We start from the raw sequence: 16,282 nt of genomic DNA, 5'->3' as shown, positions 1-16,282 counted from the left end.
CCCGAATTAAAATTCTTACTATCTGCTAAGAAGCGGCATAGGATTAATAGCGTTTGTCTTGCCTGAGTTCCAAGGACCTTTGTGAAGCTCAAAATGTAGATGCTGACCAAATGAATTACCAGTATTTCCTTGATACCCGACCAATTGACCTCTGCTTACTGTTTGACCATCCTGTACACTTCTACTATTCATATGAGCATATACGGTTGTATATAACTGCCCATTTATATAATGCGATATAAAAACAACATTACCGTAACTGCTTGAATAATACGACCGAAGAACTGTACCAGATTCAGCAGCTACAATAGGTACTGTACCGGCTTTTGCAATATCAATGCCTGCGTGCTCTTTCCCCCATCTTGGACCCATCGTAGATGTTAGAGTCCCTTCTGTAGGAAAAAGAAACATGCCTGTCTTGCCCTCTCTTTCATCTGATGTTTCTGCTTGAACTGGTGATGATGATGCACTTTGAACTCTTTTGCTTTTCTCCATTTCTTTTTTCTTACGTTCTAATTCTGCTTTTCTAGCGCGTTCCATTTCAGCTTTAATTGCTGATTCTTGGTTTGCTAAAAGTTTATTCTTTTCATCAAGCTCTATTAGATAATTATTAATTTTCCCCTCCTCAATTTTCAATTCCGCTAGGATTCTATTTTTTTCATCTCGCTGGGCACTTAATTGCTCTTCTAACGTTTTCATTTCAGTTAGCGTTACTTCGAGTTGTGAAAGTTTTGAATCAACTTTTTGTTTTTCCAACTTAAGGTTCCTTTGATCAAGTTTATGTTCTTCAATAATTTCACGATCTTGTTCTGCAATTAAATTTAAAGCTATTATCCGATCTAGAAAATCACCGAAATCCTTAGAACCTAACAGTACATCAAGATATTGGATGACTCCACCATCCTCATACATTGCACTTACTCTATTTTTTAAAAGCTTGTCTCTAGTCTCGATACGTTTTTCAATGATAGCTATTGATTTTTTCAGACTATCAATAGAAAGAATAATATCTTCTTTTTCAGTGCTTTTTTCCTTAATATTTTGTTCTAGTTCATATATTTTGTTGTCTATCTCTTGAATTCCATCTTGGACCTTATTTTGTTCATTTTTGACTGAATTCAGCTCTGATTTTTTTTTCTTTTCTTTTTCACCATTCTGTTCTCTCTTCTTTTTTATTTCTTCCAGTGATTCTCCATGTACAGTACTTACATTACTTGAAATACTGACAAAAGTTATATTTACAGCTAGAACTGCAGCTAACGAAACAAATTTCCTTTTCAAATTATATTCTCCTTACCCTCAGATGCAATATTTCGATTTACTTTGACAAGAAATACTATAAAAAAGAAAATTGCAGGAAATATGCATTTTAAGCTTTGTTTACATTTCAGTTCTATTACAAAATCTATAATCAAATAAGATTTCTTCTATAAATTAATGAAACAAGTATATTTATAGGATTATTATCCAAGAGGCTTTGTTTATCCATTTCATAAGAAAAAGCCCAGGGAGCACCTGAACTTTTTATTATAAACCATTATTATTTTCCAAAAATCGTAAGAGATCTCCATAAATGATTTTATCAGATAGATTAGTTCTTGTTTTGCAGTATCTGAATAATTTCAAGCGCTTAATGAACTCACAACAGTTATTCCTTGTCCATATTTCCGTGGTCCATCCCATCCATATTTTCTTTATCCATCTTCTCTTCATTTTCTTTATCATTAGAACATGCAGATATAATTCCGACACTGCTCATTAATAGAACAACAATTGATAAAGACTTAAGCCATTTTTTCATACATTCGCCTCCCTAATAACGAGTTAGACCTTTTTAAATATGATTGAAAAAGGTTAGTGGTTATTTCGATAATTAACCCTTTCTAAAAAAACTTACAACAAATATATGAAGAATTTATGCATAGTCAACTACTTGAACAAGAATTTCTTTAACAAACTTTTCTCCCAAAAATCTCCATATATGTTTTTATAATTAAAAGAAGTTGCAATATCATAAGTAACGGAGGAATGTAAAAATGAAGAAAACTATTTTTGTCACTATTCTCCTTGCTGGAATGATCGCTTGGACATTGTTTAACAATGGTATTCTTAACGCCAAGGAGGAAGTTCAAAACAATAATAATACAAGTGAAGTAAAAAAAAGAATGGAACGTAACAAAGGTGAAGAAGAGCTTAAAACCCGAATTTCAAAAGGAAATATCGCTCCTGAATTTGAATTGATGTCTTTAAATGGCTCGAAAACAAAATTGTCAGATTTCCGCGGGAAGAAGGTTCTCCTAAATTTTTAGGCGACTCGGTGTCCCCTGTCGAGAGGAAATCCCTGAAATGGAACGATTTCACAAAGACAGTAAAAATAAGGAAATTGTTATCATTGGAATTAATCTTATAACAAGTGAAAGTAGTGTATCTAATGTACAAAACTATATTAATAATGAAGGGATAACATTTAACATACTGTTAGACCAAGAAGGACAAGTAGGAAGTATCTATCGACCTATCAGTATACCAACCACTTACTTTATTGACTCTAATGGTGTGATTACGAATACGTTTATAGGACCCCTGTCATACAAAATGATGCAAGATTTTATGAATGACATGGATTAAAGCCTTCATAAACCGTAGATTTTAAAACGTTCATAGAATCCTTAAAATGTACAGAAATACTAGGTGCAAAGAATAGTGGATTTTAAATTAAATTCTTAAATAGATCGTTTGCCTTTTCTATATATGCATATATAATAGGTGAGCAAAATAGATCCAATGCTTAGCCAAAAAGTAAAATAACCTATTTGAGGCGTATATTGATTAAGTAAACTGTATCTTGGCATCATAAAAAACACATAATCGATTACATCGTTGTGCAACGTCCAAATTGCTACAATTGTTAAATGAAGTGGTTTAATCTTATAGAATGGGGCATACAACAATCCTTGTATTGCCATACCCAGATGAGAAAGGATTAACATCATACCAACAATATTAAGAGATTCATTAACAATAAACACAAGTATGTTCATAAAAACAGCCCAAATTCCGTACTTAAACAAAGTAACGATTGCTAGTCCTTCAAAGATTGGCAGATTTTTATTTACTAGAAATGCAAATAATACGATAACAAAGAATAAACTAGCAGTGGGACTGTCAGGTACAAAAAGTAAAAACTTGGATGGTGTTTCAGTTAACTGGACCCCGTACCAAATATAACCATAAATTGTACCTAAAATATTAATTGTTAGCAATAAACTAAGAAACGTTTTACTTTTTAAAATATAAAACACTTGATTCAAAATAGTCCCTCACTTCATATAGAGTCATGTTGATGTACCGGTAAACCTCTTAGTCTATAATAAGCTACAAATGTGAAGAAGCTATGCACTCTAAAATCATCTGAAATAAAACACTTTTTTGTAAGAGTGATTTTGATGCTCATACTCGCTATCAGCGTAAGCTATTACTTTGATTAGATTTTTTCCATATCAAACAAAGTTAAAGAGGGCTGTAACTCCTCGGTTTCAGCCCTCTTTAACTTTGTTTATATAATTTATATGTTGATTAACATTTCAGTTTTCCAATAAAACTCACTAAAAACTTCCCCAAAAGCTTCAGGAGTTTTATCAATACACCCCCATTAATATTGATTTCGCATTGTTTGTCAAATCTAAATTATTAATCCCATTACCTTCCTTTTTTCTTTTAATACCTATCCACTCTATTTAAAATTTAGAGGTTTAAATATTTCTCTTACCCTGGATGATCCTCCCCGCCCACAAAAACAGATGTTTTATTCAATAAGTAATTATTCACCAGTAGCTCGTAAACTAAAATTGGAAATAATGTCGAATATCCTCAAATTCTGCACAAATTTGTAATTATTAATTAACCTAACCATAATACCTTTGATATAAAAGATTGCTAGAATAATGAGAGCAAAAGAGACAACAGGAGGAATTAAGAAGTGAAAAGATTAGTTATAGGAGCAACAATTGCAGGATTCTTAACATTAAACCCATCAATCGGTAAAGCAGCTTTAGGTGATCAGACACTTAAACCAGGAATGACACATTCTGAGGTCAAGGATTTGCAAACTCATCTAAAGAGTAAAGGTTATTTTACATATTCAGGACAAACTACCAATTATTTTGGTTCATATACTAAAAGTGCAGTCATCAGTTTTCAAAAAGCTAAGGGACTGAAAGCGGATGGTATTGTGGGGTCCGATACATTTAAAGCATTAGGTATTAAATCGCCGGTATATGCCCCAACTTATAGTAAAGCAAAGTTGGTTAATACAGCTAAGAAATATATGGGAGTTCCTTATGTATGGGGAGGTACCTCCTCAAAGGGTTTTGACTGTAGCGGATATCTGAATTATGTATATCAGGAAGCTACCGGAATTAACCTTCCACGCACCGTATCGGAAATTTTCTTAAAAGGGACAAAAGTGAACACGCCACAGGTAGGGGATATGGTATTTTTTGAAACTTATAAACCAGGCGCATCTCATGCGGGAATTTATATTGGAAATAATGAATTCATCCATAGTTCTTCATCAAAGGGTGTGAGTATAAGTTCCATGAAAAACTCATATTGGTCAACAAGGTATCTTGGAGCCAAAAAATATTAACAAATTCAAAATTAATTAAAAATGGCGCAGACTCAAAGTGTAAAAACTTTTGAGTCTGCCTCTTTTTTCTATATTATTCATAACAAATTGTCTCTAAATGTTCTTGACCTCAAACTGCCACAGATAGCTACGGTCATCGTATTAAATGACAGAAGCACCCACCTATCGTTTGAACTAATATTTCTACCAATCAATCATATTAATTATCTTTCTTACTCCACTGTAATATATTTACATGCAATAAATATATTCTAGACTCTAAATCCTCTATTATTATAAGAATACTTTTCGGTTTCTAGTATATAATCTACTAACTAGACGCTGAGGTGAATGTTATGAAAAAATTACATCGATGGTTAGTTTTTATCTTTTTTTCTTCTATTATTAGTTTTTTTTTATTCCCATGGGTATTTACAATAGGAGTATTCATAGCTGGAATTACATTGTTCTGCTTTCACATTGTTCAATGTTCACTAGAGGAAAGTGAAAACTCTTATGAAAAAAAATAGATATCTACAAGCCACTGTTTTGTTGGTAAGCCTAACTTTTCTATTTGTAATTATGTTTTCAACGGTAAAAAGTAAATGGTTTGATTCTACGCTTCTTACTAATGGCTTAGAGACTTTAGTAGTGAAGCACTCGTATATGCGATAGGTTCACAAAACGGTTACTTTACAAAAGCTTTACCAGCAGAAAGTGAACCTCCTAAGTTATCCTCTATCTTCGTTCAACTCGCTACCAATATTCGGCCTGGGGATATACGTAGTTTATTTGGAAATGAGTTACCTGGCTTAGCAATATATGATTCAGAAATCTATTTAGCGAGTAAAGGAACCAATTTTTCAACATTACCTATTGAATCAACACCTCCTATCGAAGAAATCATGAAAATGACTGAGCCGACAGATGAAAATAAACAAATTTTAAAAGAGAATGAAGAAAAACATAAAGCGCCAAACACTAATGGCAAACCCGTGGTTCATATTTATCACTCGCATAGTTATGAAGCGTTTAAGTCTTTGTCAAAAGATGGAACATATAATAGTTCCAACCCTGAAACTAACATCATAGCAATTGGTGACCTTTTAAAAAGAGATCTTGAAGAACGAGGAATTGGTGTATCCCATGATACGTCTAACATTGGTGAAAAACTTAAATCTAAGAACTGGGGTACTGGAAAAGCATATATTGCAGCGAGAGAAAATGTTATTGACGCAATTTCTAATAATAAAAGCATTCAATACTTGATTGATATGCATAGAGATTCACAACCTAAAAAAGTAACAACAATCGAAATTAACGGTAAGCAATATGGCCGGTTGTTCTTAGTGGTTGGAAAGGAACATCCAGGTTACGAAAAAAACCTTGTTCTAGCTGAATCAATGCACAATAAGATTAACGAAAAATACCCTGATCTTTGTCGTGGAGTAATTATTAAAGATAAAAATGAAGGAAACGGTGTATACAATCAAGACCTTTCAAACAAATCATTGTTGATTGAAATGGGTGGAATTGATAACAATCTTCAGGAACTCATTAATACTTCGGAGGCATTTGCTGAGGTATTCAGTGAAATGTATTGGGAGAATGAAAAAGTAAATACTGTTAATTAAATTTATGAGGCATTTTACGAATTACTCCTGTTTTAGATAAAGGCCAACAAGATTGTAGAGGAGGTGTATATTGGGGCTTTAAACATTCACTCAAAAAAATTACTGTTTCTAAAAGGTCACATTCCCCCTAGCTTTCTCTAACATATCTATGTCCAGATAAGCTAGCTCAATTATTGATCTCCACTAGATTTATATTTTAATAGTGACAAAAAGCCAGCAAAATTGTTAAATGAGAGAGGGAACTTATCTCCTCTTTAATAATGGAACTGAACCATTACTGCAGGAGGGATACTAATCTCCCTCCCATAATTCATCCACCTTTACCTATTCTTGATTCTTTTCATTTACATAAACAGATGCGAACAACATATTTTTCAAGCCAAAAATATGAGGTATACTAAGTGGAATTGTTATGTAATAGGGGACCGTGAATAGAAGGTAGAAAAACAGGCAGCTAGTATCCCTTAGAAAATGATTTTTGGTATACAGCTTACTGCTAAAACGGCCCTATTTAAAACCGATAATAAAATGAATTTTGTTTTTTAGAGATTGGTTGAATTATTACTATCATTTTTATCATTATCAACTGTAACCGTGTAACTTGGTCCATTGAAGATCATTTTATTATTTCCAACATTCAAACTTCCAGAGCCTCCGTGGAATTTAGAACTATGGTTTGGTGAAATTGAGAATGCATCTCCAAACGAAGCTACTGAATTAGGTGCTATACGATTAATACTAATTCCTTTTGTAATGAGTGAAGACATATTTTTTCCCCTTTCTTACTGATGAATAACAGTATTGTTTAAAAACATGAACATCCATCTAAGTACCTAAAATAATATTTATTATTTTTACTAATGAGCCTATCAAAATTTTTTAAGCTTTATTCATTTTTTCTCTTAAAAAATTCTTTCGGCTTATTGATTTTCTATATAATCTCTCTTGATTGATTTCAAAAAAATAAAGGGAGTTTTGATATCTTCTCAACCCTTTTACATTGTAACCCATAATTAAAATTAAACATAAAGTAAAACTAAAACAAAAAGTAAAGAACTACACGCGCCAAAACAGACAGAAACCACTGCGTCAACCTTCAGTAATGAAATAAAAACAACTGTCATCGATGACCAATTAAACGATTAATTGATTTTATTTAATGATCTCTGATGGCGTCACGAATCTGTAATCTAAAGAAATGTTCAAAAGAACAATGCTCGAACAGAACCATGCGGTATGGTTTCTATATATGATGACATCAAGTATAGGGGGACATATATGGAATACAAAGAATATGGCCAACTGTTAAAGGAAATCGGAAAATATATAACTGATGATTGCGAAGAGATTACATTAACAAGTGATATTCATACAATCGAACGATTTTTATTCTTAATTTTAAAAAAGTTCAACAAAATCATCTCCTTGCTTCAAAGTATAACTCCCCCTGAAATCGTAAAACGAGAAAACGAAGAGCTCTTGCTGTTATTTGAACATCTAGCCGATGTTACGAAAAAGGGATTTAGTCAAAAGAGGCGAGAGGAGGTATCAATAGAGACGGGACGGATAACCGAGGAAATCCAACTCGTGTGTCTCTCAATCATGACCAAGGTGCTTGAGTTATGCGACACCCCCAAAAATGAGATATAAGAGTAACATATTTATCTGCTCAGGTGTCAGCAATTTCTTTCCCTCTCGTACAACACTTTCTTGTTGGCAACCTTCTACATGCTCTTACATACCTAGATTCCCACATAATCACCGCTATTATTGTGCAACATCTACGGTATTGAAAATTCATTTATACGTATATAAATGGATTAGCGTAAGAAATGTGATAATGATTTAGAGGTACCATGAAAAAGGCTGATGTTCATTTGAGATTAAACTCTTGCATAAGATAATTAATAGCCTATTCAGATTGATAAATTCATGATTTTCTTATGACTGGGGGTATTTCAATGTCTATAAGGCATTATGTTTTATTTGCAACGGACGGATTTGTTTATCTGCCTATTGATAAAACTCTGTGTCCCTCTCCAAAATCAAGAAAAAAGGTTTATATTCTTGGATTTATTGGAGGTCTTTTTAAAGTAAATGACAAAATTATTAATCCTAAACTTGATTGGTCCAATCGTAAAAATTGGAAAAATATCCTTGATATGAAGGGTAATGCAACAATTCCTTCTCCTCTAATTTTTGGAGAAGTTGGTGATCGCATCTACATTACACTCATAAATTTAGGAATGAAAGAACGTCCTAATTTAATGGACTATCATACTATTCATATGCACGGGGCTCACGTCCCTACTCAGTTGGATGGGTTTCCTGAAACATCTTTTGGTGTGCCTGTCTGGACTAATTATAAAAATCCTCCACCAAATATGACTTATTTTTTTCAACCAGAAATTCCAGGAACATTAATGTATCACTGCCATGTAGAGGCATCTGAACACATTCAGATGGGTATGTATGGAGGCTTAATCGTTTATCCATCAAAAGAAAGCTTATTTAAAGCAGGTATTAAACAAAATAGTAATGGAGTATGGTTTTTTAAAGGGATACCACAACCTCAAATTCCCAAGTCAGCTTCAAATAGAAATTTTGCTTATAACAACATTCATACATACTTTGATAAAGAGTATGTTATGTTATTATCTGATGTAGATTCGGTATGGCACGATAATGTAAATAAGGGTATATTCTTTGATGCTGCCAATTACAAACCGGACTTTTGGCTAATTAATGGACGTTCATTCCCCGATACTTTACTACCTCATCCTTTATCTCTATTATATAATGAATCAGAATCTGATTTTGTACAAATCAATTATGAATCATTTGTCCGCGTGGAAACTGATCAAAAATTTTTGCTCAGGATGATTAATATGGGATACCAGGTTGTACCCTGGCATATTCACGGATGGCATTTCACAATTATAGGAAAGGATAGCCATCTTGATCCATTTATAAAGCTTTCATCACTCTTCCAACTCGATGAATCATTCCATAATGAAATCAAAAATAAAGGTTTCACTGTAAGCATAGGTTCGGGAGAAACTTATGATTTACTACTAAATGCAGATGATAAACGATTTGAATATTTAAATTATATTACTAGAGGGCAAGATGGCTTTCCCTCATTTTGTTCTCAATTAAAAAAATTGTATAAAGCCGATTCTAAGTCAGTTTTTAATATTCCTACAGAACCTGTTAAATGCAAGTCACCAGAGTTAATTAATTATCTTCAAATTTGTCAGCAACCAATTATTGATTTAAATGATAAATTTTTTCCGCAATTTTATCCTATGCATAACCATGATGATTATAAAATCACAAATAAAGGGATTTATCCTGGCGGTCAGTTAACATATATACAAACTGATACACCTGACTATTATGTCGATGATGACATAAATTAAGACAATAAAGGTTATTTTTGTTAAAAATAATTCGATGGACTTAGAATAGTTTTTGCACGTTACATTATTACCCGATATTTGTATTACAGGATTTAGTTATTGGAAATGGAGAATTATGCTGATTAGTTCTGATATTATTCTTGAAGAAATAGTCCCGTAAGTATACCTGAAGTTTCTTTATGGTTGGTATTACGAACTAAAAATCCAAATGAAACCCCGTATCGAAACGCAGCATCAATACCTCCACGCTGCCGTTTCCAAATTCTTTCCGGTTCTTCTTGTGCCACCCGGGATAGTATTTGTAAAATTAAATCAGCAATAAAAAACTCCAAGACTATCTTTATATTTAGTCGTATCTAACATGGGTATATCGAGAACCACTATTTCGGCTTATATGTTTATTGTGATGTCATTCCTTCCATTCATTTGAGATTTCACTTTATTCCTTCCGAAACGATTCAAATAATAAATGTACATAACTCTCAGTATTCGTTTTTGAAGGTGATATTGTTCACGAGGAAAATCCCAACCACTTTGTTTATCGATAAATATATCACGTTCGTTAATGTCAATAGCTTAAAGAAAGCAATTTCAAATTTTCATTTTGGTCTTTACTACTCACTCAAATATATCCAAACATTCAAATTTTAACAGAACCACCGTCCTGTTACATTTTTCCTTAATTAAATGAAAGTCCATATTTTATTAACGTAGTTTTATGAATACTTTAATTTACTAAAACACTACAGTTCTACAGTTCATAAATGTGTGTATATTTGAATCGTATTATTCCGTTTCCACTCTACAAATTTCTTTAAAATATAATGGAACATGTTTAATCAAAATAGATTAGGGAAAATTATTTTTGATAAAGTAAAAAAAGAAAGGAAGTAAATAAAAAATGCAACAGACACAAGACTTGCACAAAACTAATGAAGAAGTTTTAGAAACAGGGAAATATATCTGTGCAGAAGGCGAAACAAAAGAATTGCAAAAAGGAGATCATTTTCCTCCTTGCCCTAAAACAAATGAATCGACTTCTTGGAGACATGCCGATCACACCCATAAAACTGGTGATGAGGTCACAGAATCCGGACATTACATTGATAAGGACGGAGAACATGTTGATTTAACGCATGGAGACACTTTTCCTAGTTGTCCTAACACAGGAGAACCTACTTCGTGGAAACATACTGGTAACAACCACTAAATTAAATTAGTTATAAGAAAATTTTTTAGTAACTCTTAAAATAAAAGAAAATAAAAAGAGGAGCCGTTACACTAAAACGGCTCCTCTTTTTGCATGTGAAAATAATGAAAGTTACTGTAACCCGTAAATCAAATAGGTTTATTAATCATGGTTCATTGATCCAGAATCCATTTTCATCTCGTGTTCTCCATTAGTCGGTTTCTTTTCTGCATGACCAGAGGATAGAACCCATACCGATCCTACTACAATAACAATCGCAACAAAAAATCCAAATAATATATTCCCGATTTGAATTCGTCCCGAAAAACCTTGTGTTCTAGAATTCTCCGTTAAGTGCATGAACATTAAGAGTTGTAATGCTGCTTGTATAATTGCAAGCCCAAAAATAACAAGCAATTTTATATTCGTTGATAAATCGGTTTCTAGGGCGAACCATATAGCAAACAGTGTTAACACAATAGACAATACAAAACCAACCACATGCTTCCAAGGAATACCTTTATGTTGAGCAGCTGCATGATTAGCCATGTTGCATCACCATCCCCATGAGATAAACGGCTGTGAAGAGAAAGATCCAAACAACATCAAGAAAGTGCCAATATAGACTTGAAATAAATACTTTAGCGGTTGTTTGAGGTGTTAAGCCCCTTTTTGCAACCTGTATCAGAATCAATATAATCCAGCCAATACCAAGGGTTACATGCAGTCCGTGTGTACCGACCAATACGAAGAATGCTGACCATGCTGCACTTGTGCCTATATTCGCTCCTTCATGAATGTAGACAAAGAATTCATAAATCTCGAAACCAAGGAATCCAAGACCAAGCAAGATGGTTGTAATCATCCAAAAGAATAAGCCTTTTACATTGTAGCGACGCATTTCATGGATTGCTAGTCCACATGTGAAACTACTGGTTAATAACAAGAAAGTCTGTATCAACAATCCTTTTACTTCAAACAATTCTCCTAATGCAGGACCATCTGCTGTCCTGTCCATCAAAACCATATATGTCGCAAACAGTGTTGAGAACAAGGCTATTTCGGCCCCAAGGAACAACCAAAACCCTAAAATATTCAATCTTCCAGTCTCTGATTGATATTCCATCGGCGTGTTGAGGTCTCTTACTTTTGATTGTGCCATGTCCACGCCTCCCTTTATTTAGTTATGTTTTCGGTTTCTTTTATTTCTTCAACCGAAACATAGTAACCATTATTGTAATCGAAAGAACGAATAACTAGCGTTGCCAATACACCGATCAACCCTATGATCGCCATCCAATACCATTCAAAGACAAGTCCAAAACCTGAGACAAAGAAGAAGCTGGCCATAACGAATGGTACACCGGAATTATTAGGCATATGGATCTTTTGAAGATCTTGTGTCGTCAATGGTTTGATCTCTTTGTTCTGTTTTTCATTCCAGAAATGATCTAATCCTTTGACCACTGGAATTTTAGCGAAATTATAGAATGGCGGCATCGCTGAAGGTGTCGACCACTCCAATGTACGCCCGTTCCATGCATCTCCTGTTTTTTCACGTGGTTCATAGCGGAAACTATAGTAAATGTTATAAACAAGAACTAAGAACGCAATCCCCATCATGAACCCGCCTACTGTTGAAATCATGTTTAGTGGCCCCCAACCTGATTCTTCGCTGTACGTATATATACGTCTAGGCATTCCGTCTAATCCAAGGAAGTATTGCGGGAAGAAACAAATATTGAATCCTATGGTAAATAACCAAAATACCCATTTACCGATACGTTCGTTTAGTTTATGACCGAACATTTTTGGATACCAATATACAAGTCCTGCAAAACAAGCGAAGACCGTACCTGCTATTAGTACATAATGGAAGTGAGCGACTAAGAAATACGTATTATGGTATTGGTAGTTTGCTGCTGCCATGGCGAGCATGACCCCAGTTACCCCACCGATTACAAAATTAACGATGAACCCGAGTGACCAGAGCATTGGCGTTGAAAATTCTATCTGACCTTTACGCATCGTAAAGAGCCAGTTGAATATCTTCACACCAGTCGGTACCCCAATAAGCATCGTGGTAACTGAAAAGAAAGAATTAACCAACGCACCAGAACCCATCGTAAAGAAGTGATGGACCCAAACTAAGAAGCTATATGCCGCGATTAGAACCATCGACCAGACCATTGCTTTATAGCCAAAGAGTGTTTTTTTAGAGAACGTAGCTATTATTTCTGAAAATATACCGAAAGCTGGTAGTATAACGATATAAACCTCAGGATGACCCCAGAGCCAGAAAAGATTAGCCCAAAGCATATCCATTCCTTCTCCTTGAAGTGTAAAGAAATGACTTCCGAATAGGCGGTCAAAAGTCATTAAAGCTAAAGCAACCGTTAAGATCGGAAAAGCAAAAATGATGATAGCCATCGTAACGAGTGCTGACCAAGTGAACATTGGCATACGGAACAATGTCATTCCTGGTGCACGCATCTTAAATATAGTGACCATAAAATTGATACCTGTTAACAAAGTACCGATTCCAGAAATTTGTAACCCCAAGAGGTAATAATTCTGACCAGGCCCAGGACTTAGTTCATTACTCGCAAGCGGCATATAGCTCGTCCACCCAGCAGATGGAGATCCGCCTATAACAAACGAGATATTAAACAGCATCGCTCCAATAAAGAATGTCCAGAAACTAACAGCATTCAGATAAGGATATGCTACATCCCGTGCACCTATTTGTAATGGAACAACCACGTTGATTAGTCCAATTAAAAACGGCATCGCCATAAATATAATCATAATCGTGCCATGTGTTGTAAATATCTCGTTGTATTTCTGTGAATCGAGAAACTCCATTTCAGGGACTGCGAGTTGCGTTCTCATTAAAAGAGCATCAACTCCCCCTCTGAATAGCATCAGGATAGCAGAGATGATATACATGATACCTATCTTTTTATGATCGACGGTAGTTAGCCATTCGGTCCATAACCACTTCCATTTTTTAAAGTATGTCAGAAAAAAAACAATTCCTAACATCGTGATAGCAATCGAGACATCCGCCCCATAAATGAGCGGATCACCTGTTACAAAAAATTCATCCCATTTCATTGATAGTGCCTCCTCTTCTAATGGGGCAGTTTCACCCCATTAGACTTTGCCTTACTATATTACTTGCTTAAGCGTTCACGCACTTTAATAGCGTAATCTGCATCATTTTCATGTTTAACCCACTTTAGATGGGTAGATGAGAAAGTCATTTCTTTCGTATGACCTTGAAGCATAAGTTGATCGTACTGCTTCTTAGTCAATTTTGGTGCTTCTTGCTGGGTTTCTTTCGCCCATTTATCAAAAGACTCTGATGTTAAAGCAGCTACTTTAAATGTTTGGTCTGTGAAACCTTCACCATTAAAGTTTGAATTTCGGCCATCAAAAACCCCTGGATCATCGGCTTGAAGATAGAGCTCAGTCTGCATACCAGCCATAGCATACTTTTGTCCACCTAATGAAGGCACCCAGAACGAGTTCATTGAATCAGCTGATGTAAGTTTGAATAGTATAGGACGGTCTTCTGGAATATTGATATAGTTTACTGTCTCTATATTTTGCTCTGGATACGTGAAAATCCACTTCCAATCCACCGAGGTTGCTTGAATAACCAACGGCTTTTTATTCTCACTTCCCTTTGGAGCTTCCTCTAAAGAATAAATAGTTTTTACCGTTGGAATAGATAACGCAACAACGATAATCAACGGGATAATCAAACAAATGGCTTCAATTAAGTGACTTCCTTTATTTTCAGGATCGTACCCCTTATGACCCTTATGATCACGATACTTATATACGATAAATCCAAACAACACATAAACGACCATTATAATTCCTATCATAAATATGATTGAATACATGATCAGGTCTTTCTGCTGTTGAGCTACCGGTCCTTTAGGATCAAGTACGAGCAAATCACTGCATCCACTCAATAAGAAAACAGTCAATAACATACCCAAGAAAACAAACGGTTTATACCGCTTATACACTAAGGCCACCTTCTTTCTGCTGTAATTCGAAATATGTTTTATAACACTATCAATTTAGCAGAACAAATACCTTTTGTATTAAAATTTACGTATGTGTCATAGGAATTTCACCACATTCACTAAAACCACATACTCTGTGCAAACATTGTTCACAAACTTGGGTTTTTCTTCCGATTTCCCAACAAGTACTTGACCTTCAAAAAGAAAAAAACCTATCCGTTTTTTTGGATAGGTTTTATTTTAATACACCATTATTTATTTTTCGTTAACAGTAAAAGCAAAGTTATTAAACTAAACGCGGTTAATGCCAAGAATGGAATAGTTACAAAGCCGAACCAATTAATATATTCCGTACTACAAGGAACTCCGTTTTTGCATGGTTTGATCGCAGCAAAACCCGGCACTTTCTGTTCTAAATAATGGAAAAGAGAAATGCATCCCCCTAAAATCGATAACGGCAGAACGTAGTGCTTTATAGATTTATTATTTTGATATGCTGCAATTCCTAAAATAATGGTCAAAGGATACATCATGATCCTTTGATACCAACACAAATCGCATGGAACGAATTCCCTAACTTCACTAAAATAGAGACTTCCAAACGTGGCGAATATGGATATTACCCATGATAGATACAGCGTTGATTCACGTAGCTTCATATTATTTTCCTTCTAATTCTTGTTCGATTAATTTGGTTAGCTCTTCATAGTTAAAAGGATCAGTAAGCATTGTTCCATTAACCATAATACTTGGAGTTTGTTCTACTTTGTATTCTTTTACCAGTTCAATATCTTTACTTACTTCTTCTAAAGTGGCTTTACTCTCCATATCTTGTTTAACTTTCTCTCTATCTATTTCAGGCGTGTTTTTACTTAAAACCTCTAAGATCTTGTCTGTTGTAATCCATGCCCCATCATGGTTTTCTGCTGGTTGTTCTTCAAACATCTTTTTGTTAAAAATCCAGAAGGCTTCTTCATCTTGTGCAAATACCGATTCGCCAGCGATGGAAGCTAATTCGGACTCTTCTCCATGAAATAATACATTGATAAACGAGAATTTAACTTTACCAGTATCAATAAAATCTTTTTGTAATTTAGGGAAGATCTGAGCACTCCATGCTTTACAAGCCGGACATTTGTAATCTCCAAACTCAACAACTTGCACGTCCGCTTTAGCATCACCTATAGTCGGCTGTCCTTTAATGGATGGAGAGGATTTGTAGCTGGATTGTGTGTTCAAATCACTATCTTGATTAGCATTGGAAATTAGAAAGAGACCTAATATTATGCCGAATAGAACAAGCGTACCTAATACAATCTTCTTAAAGGGGTTACTTTTTTGTTTCATATAAACACCTCTATGATTTT

At 34.4% G+C, this 16,282-nt stretch carries 17 protein-coding genes and 1 pseudogene; 7 read left to right on the top strand and 11 right to left on the bottom strand.

Annotation, left to right across the window (positions count from 1 at the left end; all coding sequences use genetic code 11):
- Positions 1 to 18: 18 nt before the first annotated feature.
- Both IHV11_RS01745 and IHV11_RS01740 read right to left on the bottom strand, forming a co-directional pair.
- On the bottom strand, positions 19 to 1,281 hold the full coding sequence (locus IHV11_RS01745; protein ID WP_197129790.1) for a murein hydrolase activator EnvC family protein: 1,263 nt from the start codon (positions 1,279 to 1,281) through the stop codon (positions 19 to 21).
- Positions 1,282 to 1,648: 367 nt separating this feature from the next.
- Entirely contained in the window at positions 1,649 to 1,801 is a 153-nt protein-coding gene (locus tag IHV11_RS01740; RefSeq protein ID WP_197129787.1) for a Vmc-like lipoprotein signal peptide domain-containing protein, read from the bottom strand.
- Between the two features lie 235 nt (positions 1,802 to 2,036).
- On the opposite strand from IHV11_RS01740, the gene IHV11_RS01735 reads away from it, so the two are divergent.
- Positions 2,037 to 2,309 (top strand): peroxiredoxin family protein, encoded by a 273-nt coding sequence (locus tag IHV11_RS01735; protein ID WP_197129785.1) that lies wholly within the window; start codon positions 2,037 to 2,039, stop codon positions 2,307 to 2,309.
- Entirely contained in the window at positions 2,302 to 2,628 is a 327-nt protein-coding gene (locus IHV11_RS01730; protein WP_312035282.1) for a TlpA disulfide reductase family protein, read from the top strand. The genes IHV11_RS01735 and IHV11_RS01730 overlap by 8 nt, the downstream gene beginning before the upstream one ends.
- Before the next feature lie 95 nt (positions 2,629 to 2,723).
- Here IHV11_RS01730 and IHV11_RS01725 read toward each other — a convergent pair whose 3' ends face one another.
- Positions 2,724 to 3,311, bottom strand: coding sequence for a DUF1405 domain-containing protein (locus tag IHV11_RS01725; protein ID WP_197129779.1), 588 nt, complete (start codon positions 3,309 to 3,311; stop codon positions 2,724 to 2,726).
- 668 nt (positions 3,312 to 3,979) lie between these two features.
- Here IHV11_RS01725 and IHV11_RS01720 point away from each other — a divergent pair.
- Positions 3,980 to 4,648 (top strand): NlpC/P60 family protein, encoded by a 669-nt coding sequence (locus IHV11_RS01720; protein ID WP_197129776.1) that lies wholly within the window; start codon positions 3,980 to 3,982, stop codon positions 4,646 to 4,648.
- A 650-nt stretch (positions 4,649 to 5,298) separates the two neighbouring features.
- Positions 5,299 to 6,261, top strand: coding sequence for a stage II sporulation protein P (gene spoIIP, locus IHV11_RS01715; RefSeq protein WP_197130029.1), 963 nt, complete (start codon positions 5,299 to 5,301; stop codon positions 6,259 to 6,261).
- Between the two features lie 542 nt (positions 6,262 to 6,803).
- On the opposite strand, the gene IHV11_RS01710 is transcribed toward spoIIP, so the two are convergent.
- Positions 6,804 to 7,028 (bottom strand): spore germination protein, encoded by a 225-nt coding sequence (locus IHV11_RS01710; protein WP_197129774.1) that lies wholly within the window; start codon positions 7,026 to 7,028, stop codon positions 6,804 to 6,806.
- 511 nt (positions 7,029 to 7,539) lie between these two features.
- Here IHV11_RS01710 and IHV11_RS01705 point away from each other — a divergent pair.
- Both IHV11_RS01705 and IHV11_RS01700 read left to right on the top strand, forming a co-directional pair.
- The gene (locus IHV11_RS01705; RefSeq protein ID WP_197129772.1) at positions 7,540 to 7,911 is read left to right on the top strand and encodes a hypothetical protein; all 372 of its coding nucleotides are present in this window, start codon (positions 7,540 to 7,542) and stop codon (positions 7,909 to 7,911) included.
- Between the two features lie 311 nt (positions 7,912 to 8,222).
- Positions 8,223 to 9,683, top strand: coding sequence for a multicopper oxidase domain-containing protein (locus IHV11_RS01700; RefSeq protein WP_197129770.1), 1,461 nt, complete (start codon positions 8,223 to 8,225; stop codon positions 9,681 to 9,683).
- A 203-nt stretch (positions 9,684 to 9,886) separates the two neighbouring features.
- Here the strand turns inward: IHV11_RS01700 and IHV11_RS21080 are convergent.
- Positions 9,887 to 10,305 (bottom strand): annotated as a pseudogene (locus IHV11_RS21080) (recombinase family protein); the annotation flags it as partial.
- Positions 10,306 to 10,584: 279 nt separating this feature from the next.
- On the opposite strand from IHV11_RS21080, the gene IHV11_RS01695 reads away from it, so the two are divergent.
- Positions 10,585 to 10,893 carry a hypothetical protein gene (locus IHV11_RS01695; RefSeq protein ID WP_197129768.1) on the top strand — a complete coding sequence of 103 codons (309 nt, stop codon included), beginning with the start codon at positions 10,585 to 10,587 and terminating at the stop codon, positions 10,891 to 10,893.
- A gap of 141 nt (positions 10,894 to 11,034) precedes the next feature.
- Here the strand turns inward: IHV11_RS01695 and qoxD are convergent, their stop codons facing one another.
- The 6 genes from qoxD to IHV11_RS01665 all read right to left on the bottom strand — a co-directional run bounded on the left by qoxD (position 11,035) and on the right by IHV11_RS01665 (position 16,262).
- Positions 11,035 to 11,421, bottom strand: a complete 387-nt coding sequence (gene qoxD, locus IHV11_RS01690; protein WP_197129766.1) for a cytochrome aa3 quinol oxidase subunit IV — start codon at positions 11,419 to 11,421, stop codon at positions 11,035 to 11,037.
- On the bottom strand, positions 11,414 to 12,034 hold the full coding sequence (gene qoxC / locus IHV11_RS01685; RefSeq protein WP_197129764.1) for a cytochrome aa3 quinol oxidase subunit III: 621 nt from the start codon (positions 12,032 to 12,034) through the stop codon (positions 11,414 to 11,416). The genes qoxD and qoxC overlap by 8 nt, the downstream gene beginning before the upstream one ends.
- Before the next feature lie 14 nt (positions 12,035 to 12,048).
- Positions 12,049 to 13,989: a cytochrome aa3 quinol oxidase subunit I gene (gene qoxB, locus IHV11_RS01680; RefSeq protein ID WP_197129761.1), complete on the bottom strand. Its 1,941-nt coding sequence runs from the start codon at positions 13,987 to 13,989 to the stop codon at positions 12,049 to 12,051.
- 59 nt (positions 13,990 to 14,048) lie between these two features.
- Positions 14,049 to 14,915 carry a cytochrome aa3 quinol oxidase subunit II gene (qoxA, locus tag IHV11_RS01675; protein ID WP_197129759.1) on the bottom strand — a complete coding sequence of 289 codons (867 nt, stop codon included), beginning with the start codon at positions 14,913 to 14,915 and terminating at the stop codon, positions 14,049 to 14,051.
- A gap of 251 nt (positions 14,916 to 15,166) precedes the next feature.
- Positions 15,167 to 15,574 (bottom strand): disulfide oxidoreductase, encoded by a 408-nt coding sequence (locus tag IHV11_RS01670; RefSeq protein ID WP_197129755.1) that lies wholly within the window; start codon positions 15,572 to 15,574, stop codon positions 15,167 to 15,169.
- A 1-nt stretch (position 15,575) separates the two neighbouring features.
- On the bottom strand, positions 15,576 to 16,262 hold the full coding sequence (locus IHV11_RS01665) for a DsbA family protein (protein ID WP_197129751.1): 687 nt from the start codon (positions 16,260 to 16,262) through the stop codon (positions 15,576 to 15,578).
- Between the last annotated feature and the right edge of the window lie 20 nt (positions 16,263 to 16,282).

This window comes from Fictibacillus sp. 26RED30, from assembly GCF_015903845.1.
In the GTDB taxonomy this organism is placed as follows: domain Bacteria; phylum Bacillota; class Bacilli; order Bacillales; family Fictibacillaceae; genus Fictibacillus; species Fictibacillus phosphorivorans.
The sequence above is the reverse complement of the archived record's forward strand: the minus strand, read 5'-3'. Positions and strand labels throughout refer to the sequence as shown.

What these genes read in the sequence shown, in the direction of transcription:
- IHV11_RS01740 (WP_197129787.1), bottom strand. Translation starts at nt 1,801, where the DNA reads ATGAAAAAATGGCTTAAGTCTTTATCAATTGTTGTTCTATTAATGAGC.
- IHV11_RS01735 (WP_197129785.1), top strand. Translation starts at nt 2,037, where the DNA reads ATGAAGAAAACTATTTTTGTCACTATTCTCCTTGCTGGAATGATCGCT.
- IHV11_RS01710 (WP_197129774.1), bottom strand. Translation starts at nt 7,028, where the DNA reads ATGTCTTCACTCATTACAAAAGGAATTAGTATTAATCGTATAGCACCT.
- IHV11_RS01705 (WP_197129772.1), top strand. Translation starts at nt 7,540, where the DNA reads ATGGAATACAAAGAATATGGCCAACTGTTAAAGGAAATCGGAAAATAT.
- IHV11_RS01700 (WP_197129770.1), top strand. Translation starts at nt 8,223, where the DNA reads ATGTCTATAAGGCATTATGTTTTATTTGCAACGGACGGATTTGTTTAT.
- IHV11_RS01695 (WP_197129768.1), top strand. Translation starts at nt 10,585, where the DNA reads ATGCAACAGACACAAGACTTGCACAAAACTAATGAAGAAGTTTTAGAA.
- qoxD (WP_197129766.1), bottom strand. Translation starts at nt 11,421, where the DNA reads ATGGCTAATCATGCAGCTGCTCAACATAAAGGTATTCCTTGGAAGCAT.
- qoxC (WP_197129764.1), bottom strand. Translation starts at nt 12,034, where the DNA reads ATGGCACAATCAAAAGTAAGAGACCTCAACACGCCGATGGAATATCAA.
- qoxB (WP_197129761.1), bottom strand. Translation starts at nt 13,989, where the DNA reads ATGAAATGGGATGAATTTTTTGTAACAGGTGATCCGCTCATTTATGGG.
- IHV11_RS01670 (WP_197129755.1), bottom strand. Translation starts at nt 15,574, where the DNA reads ATGAAGCTACGTGAATCAACGCTGTATCTATCATGGGTAATATCCATA.
- IHV11_RS01665 (WP_197129751.1), bottom strand. Translation starts at nt 16,262, where the DNA reads ATGAAACAAAAAAGTAACCCCTTTAAGAAGATTGTATTAGGTACGCTT.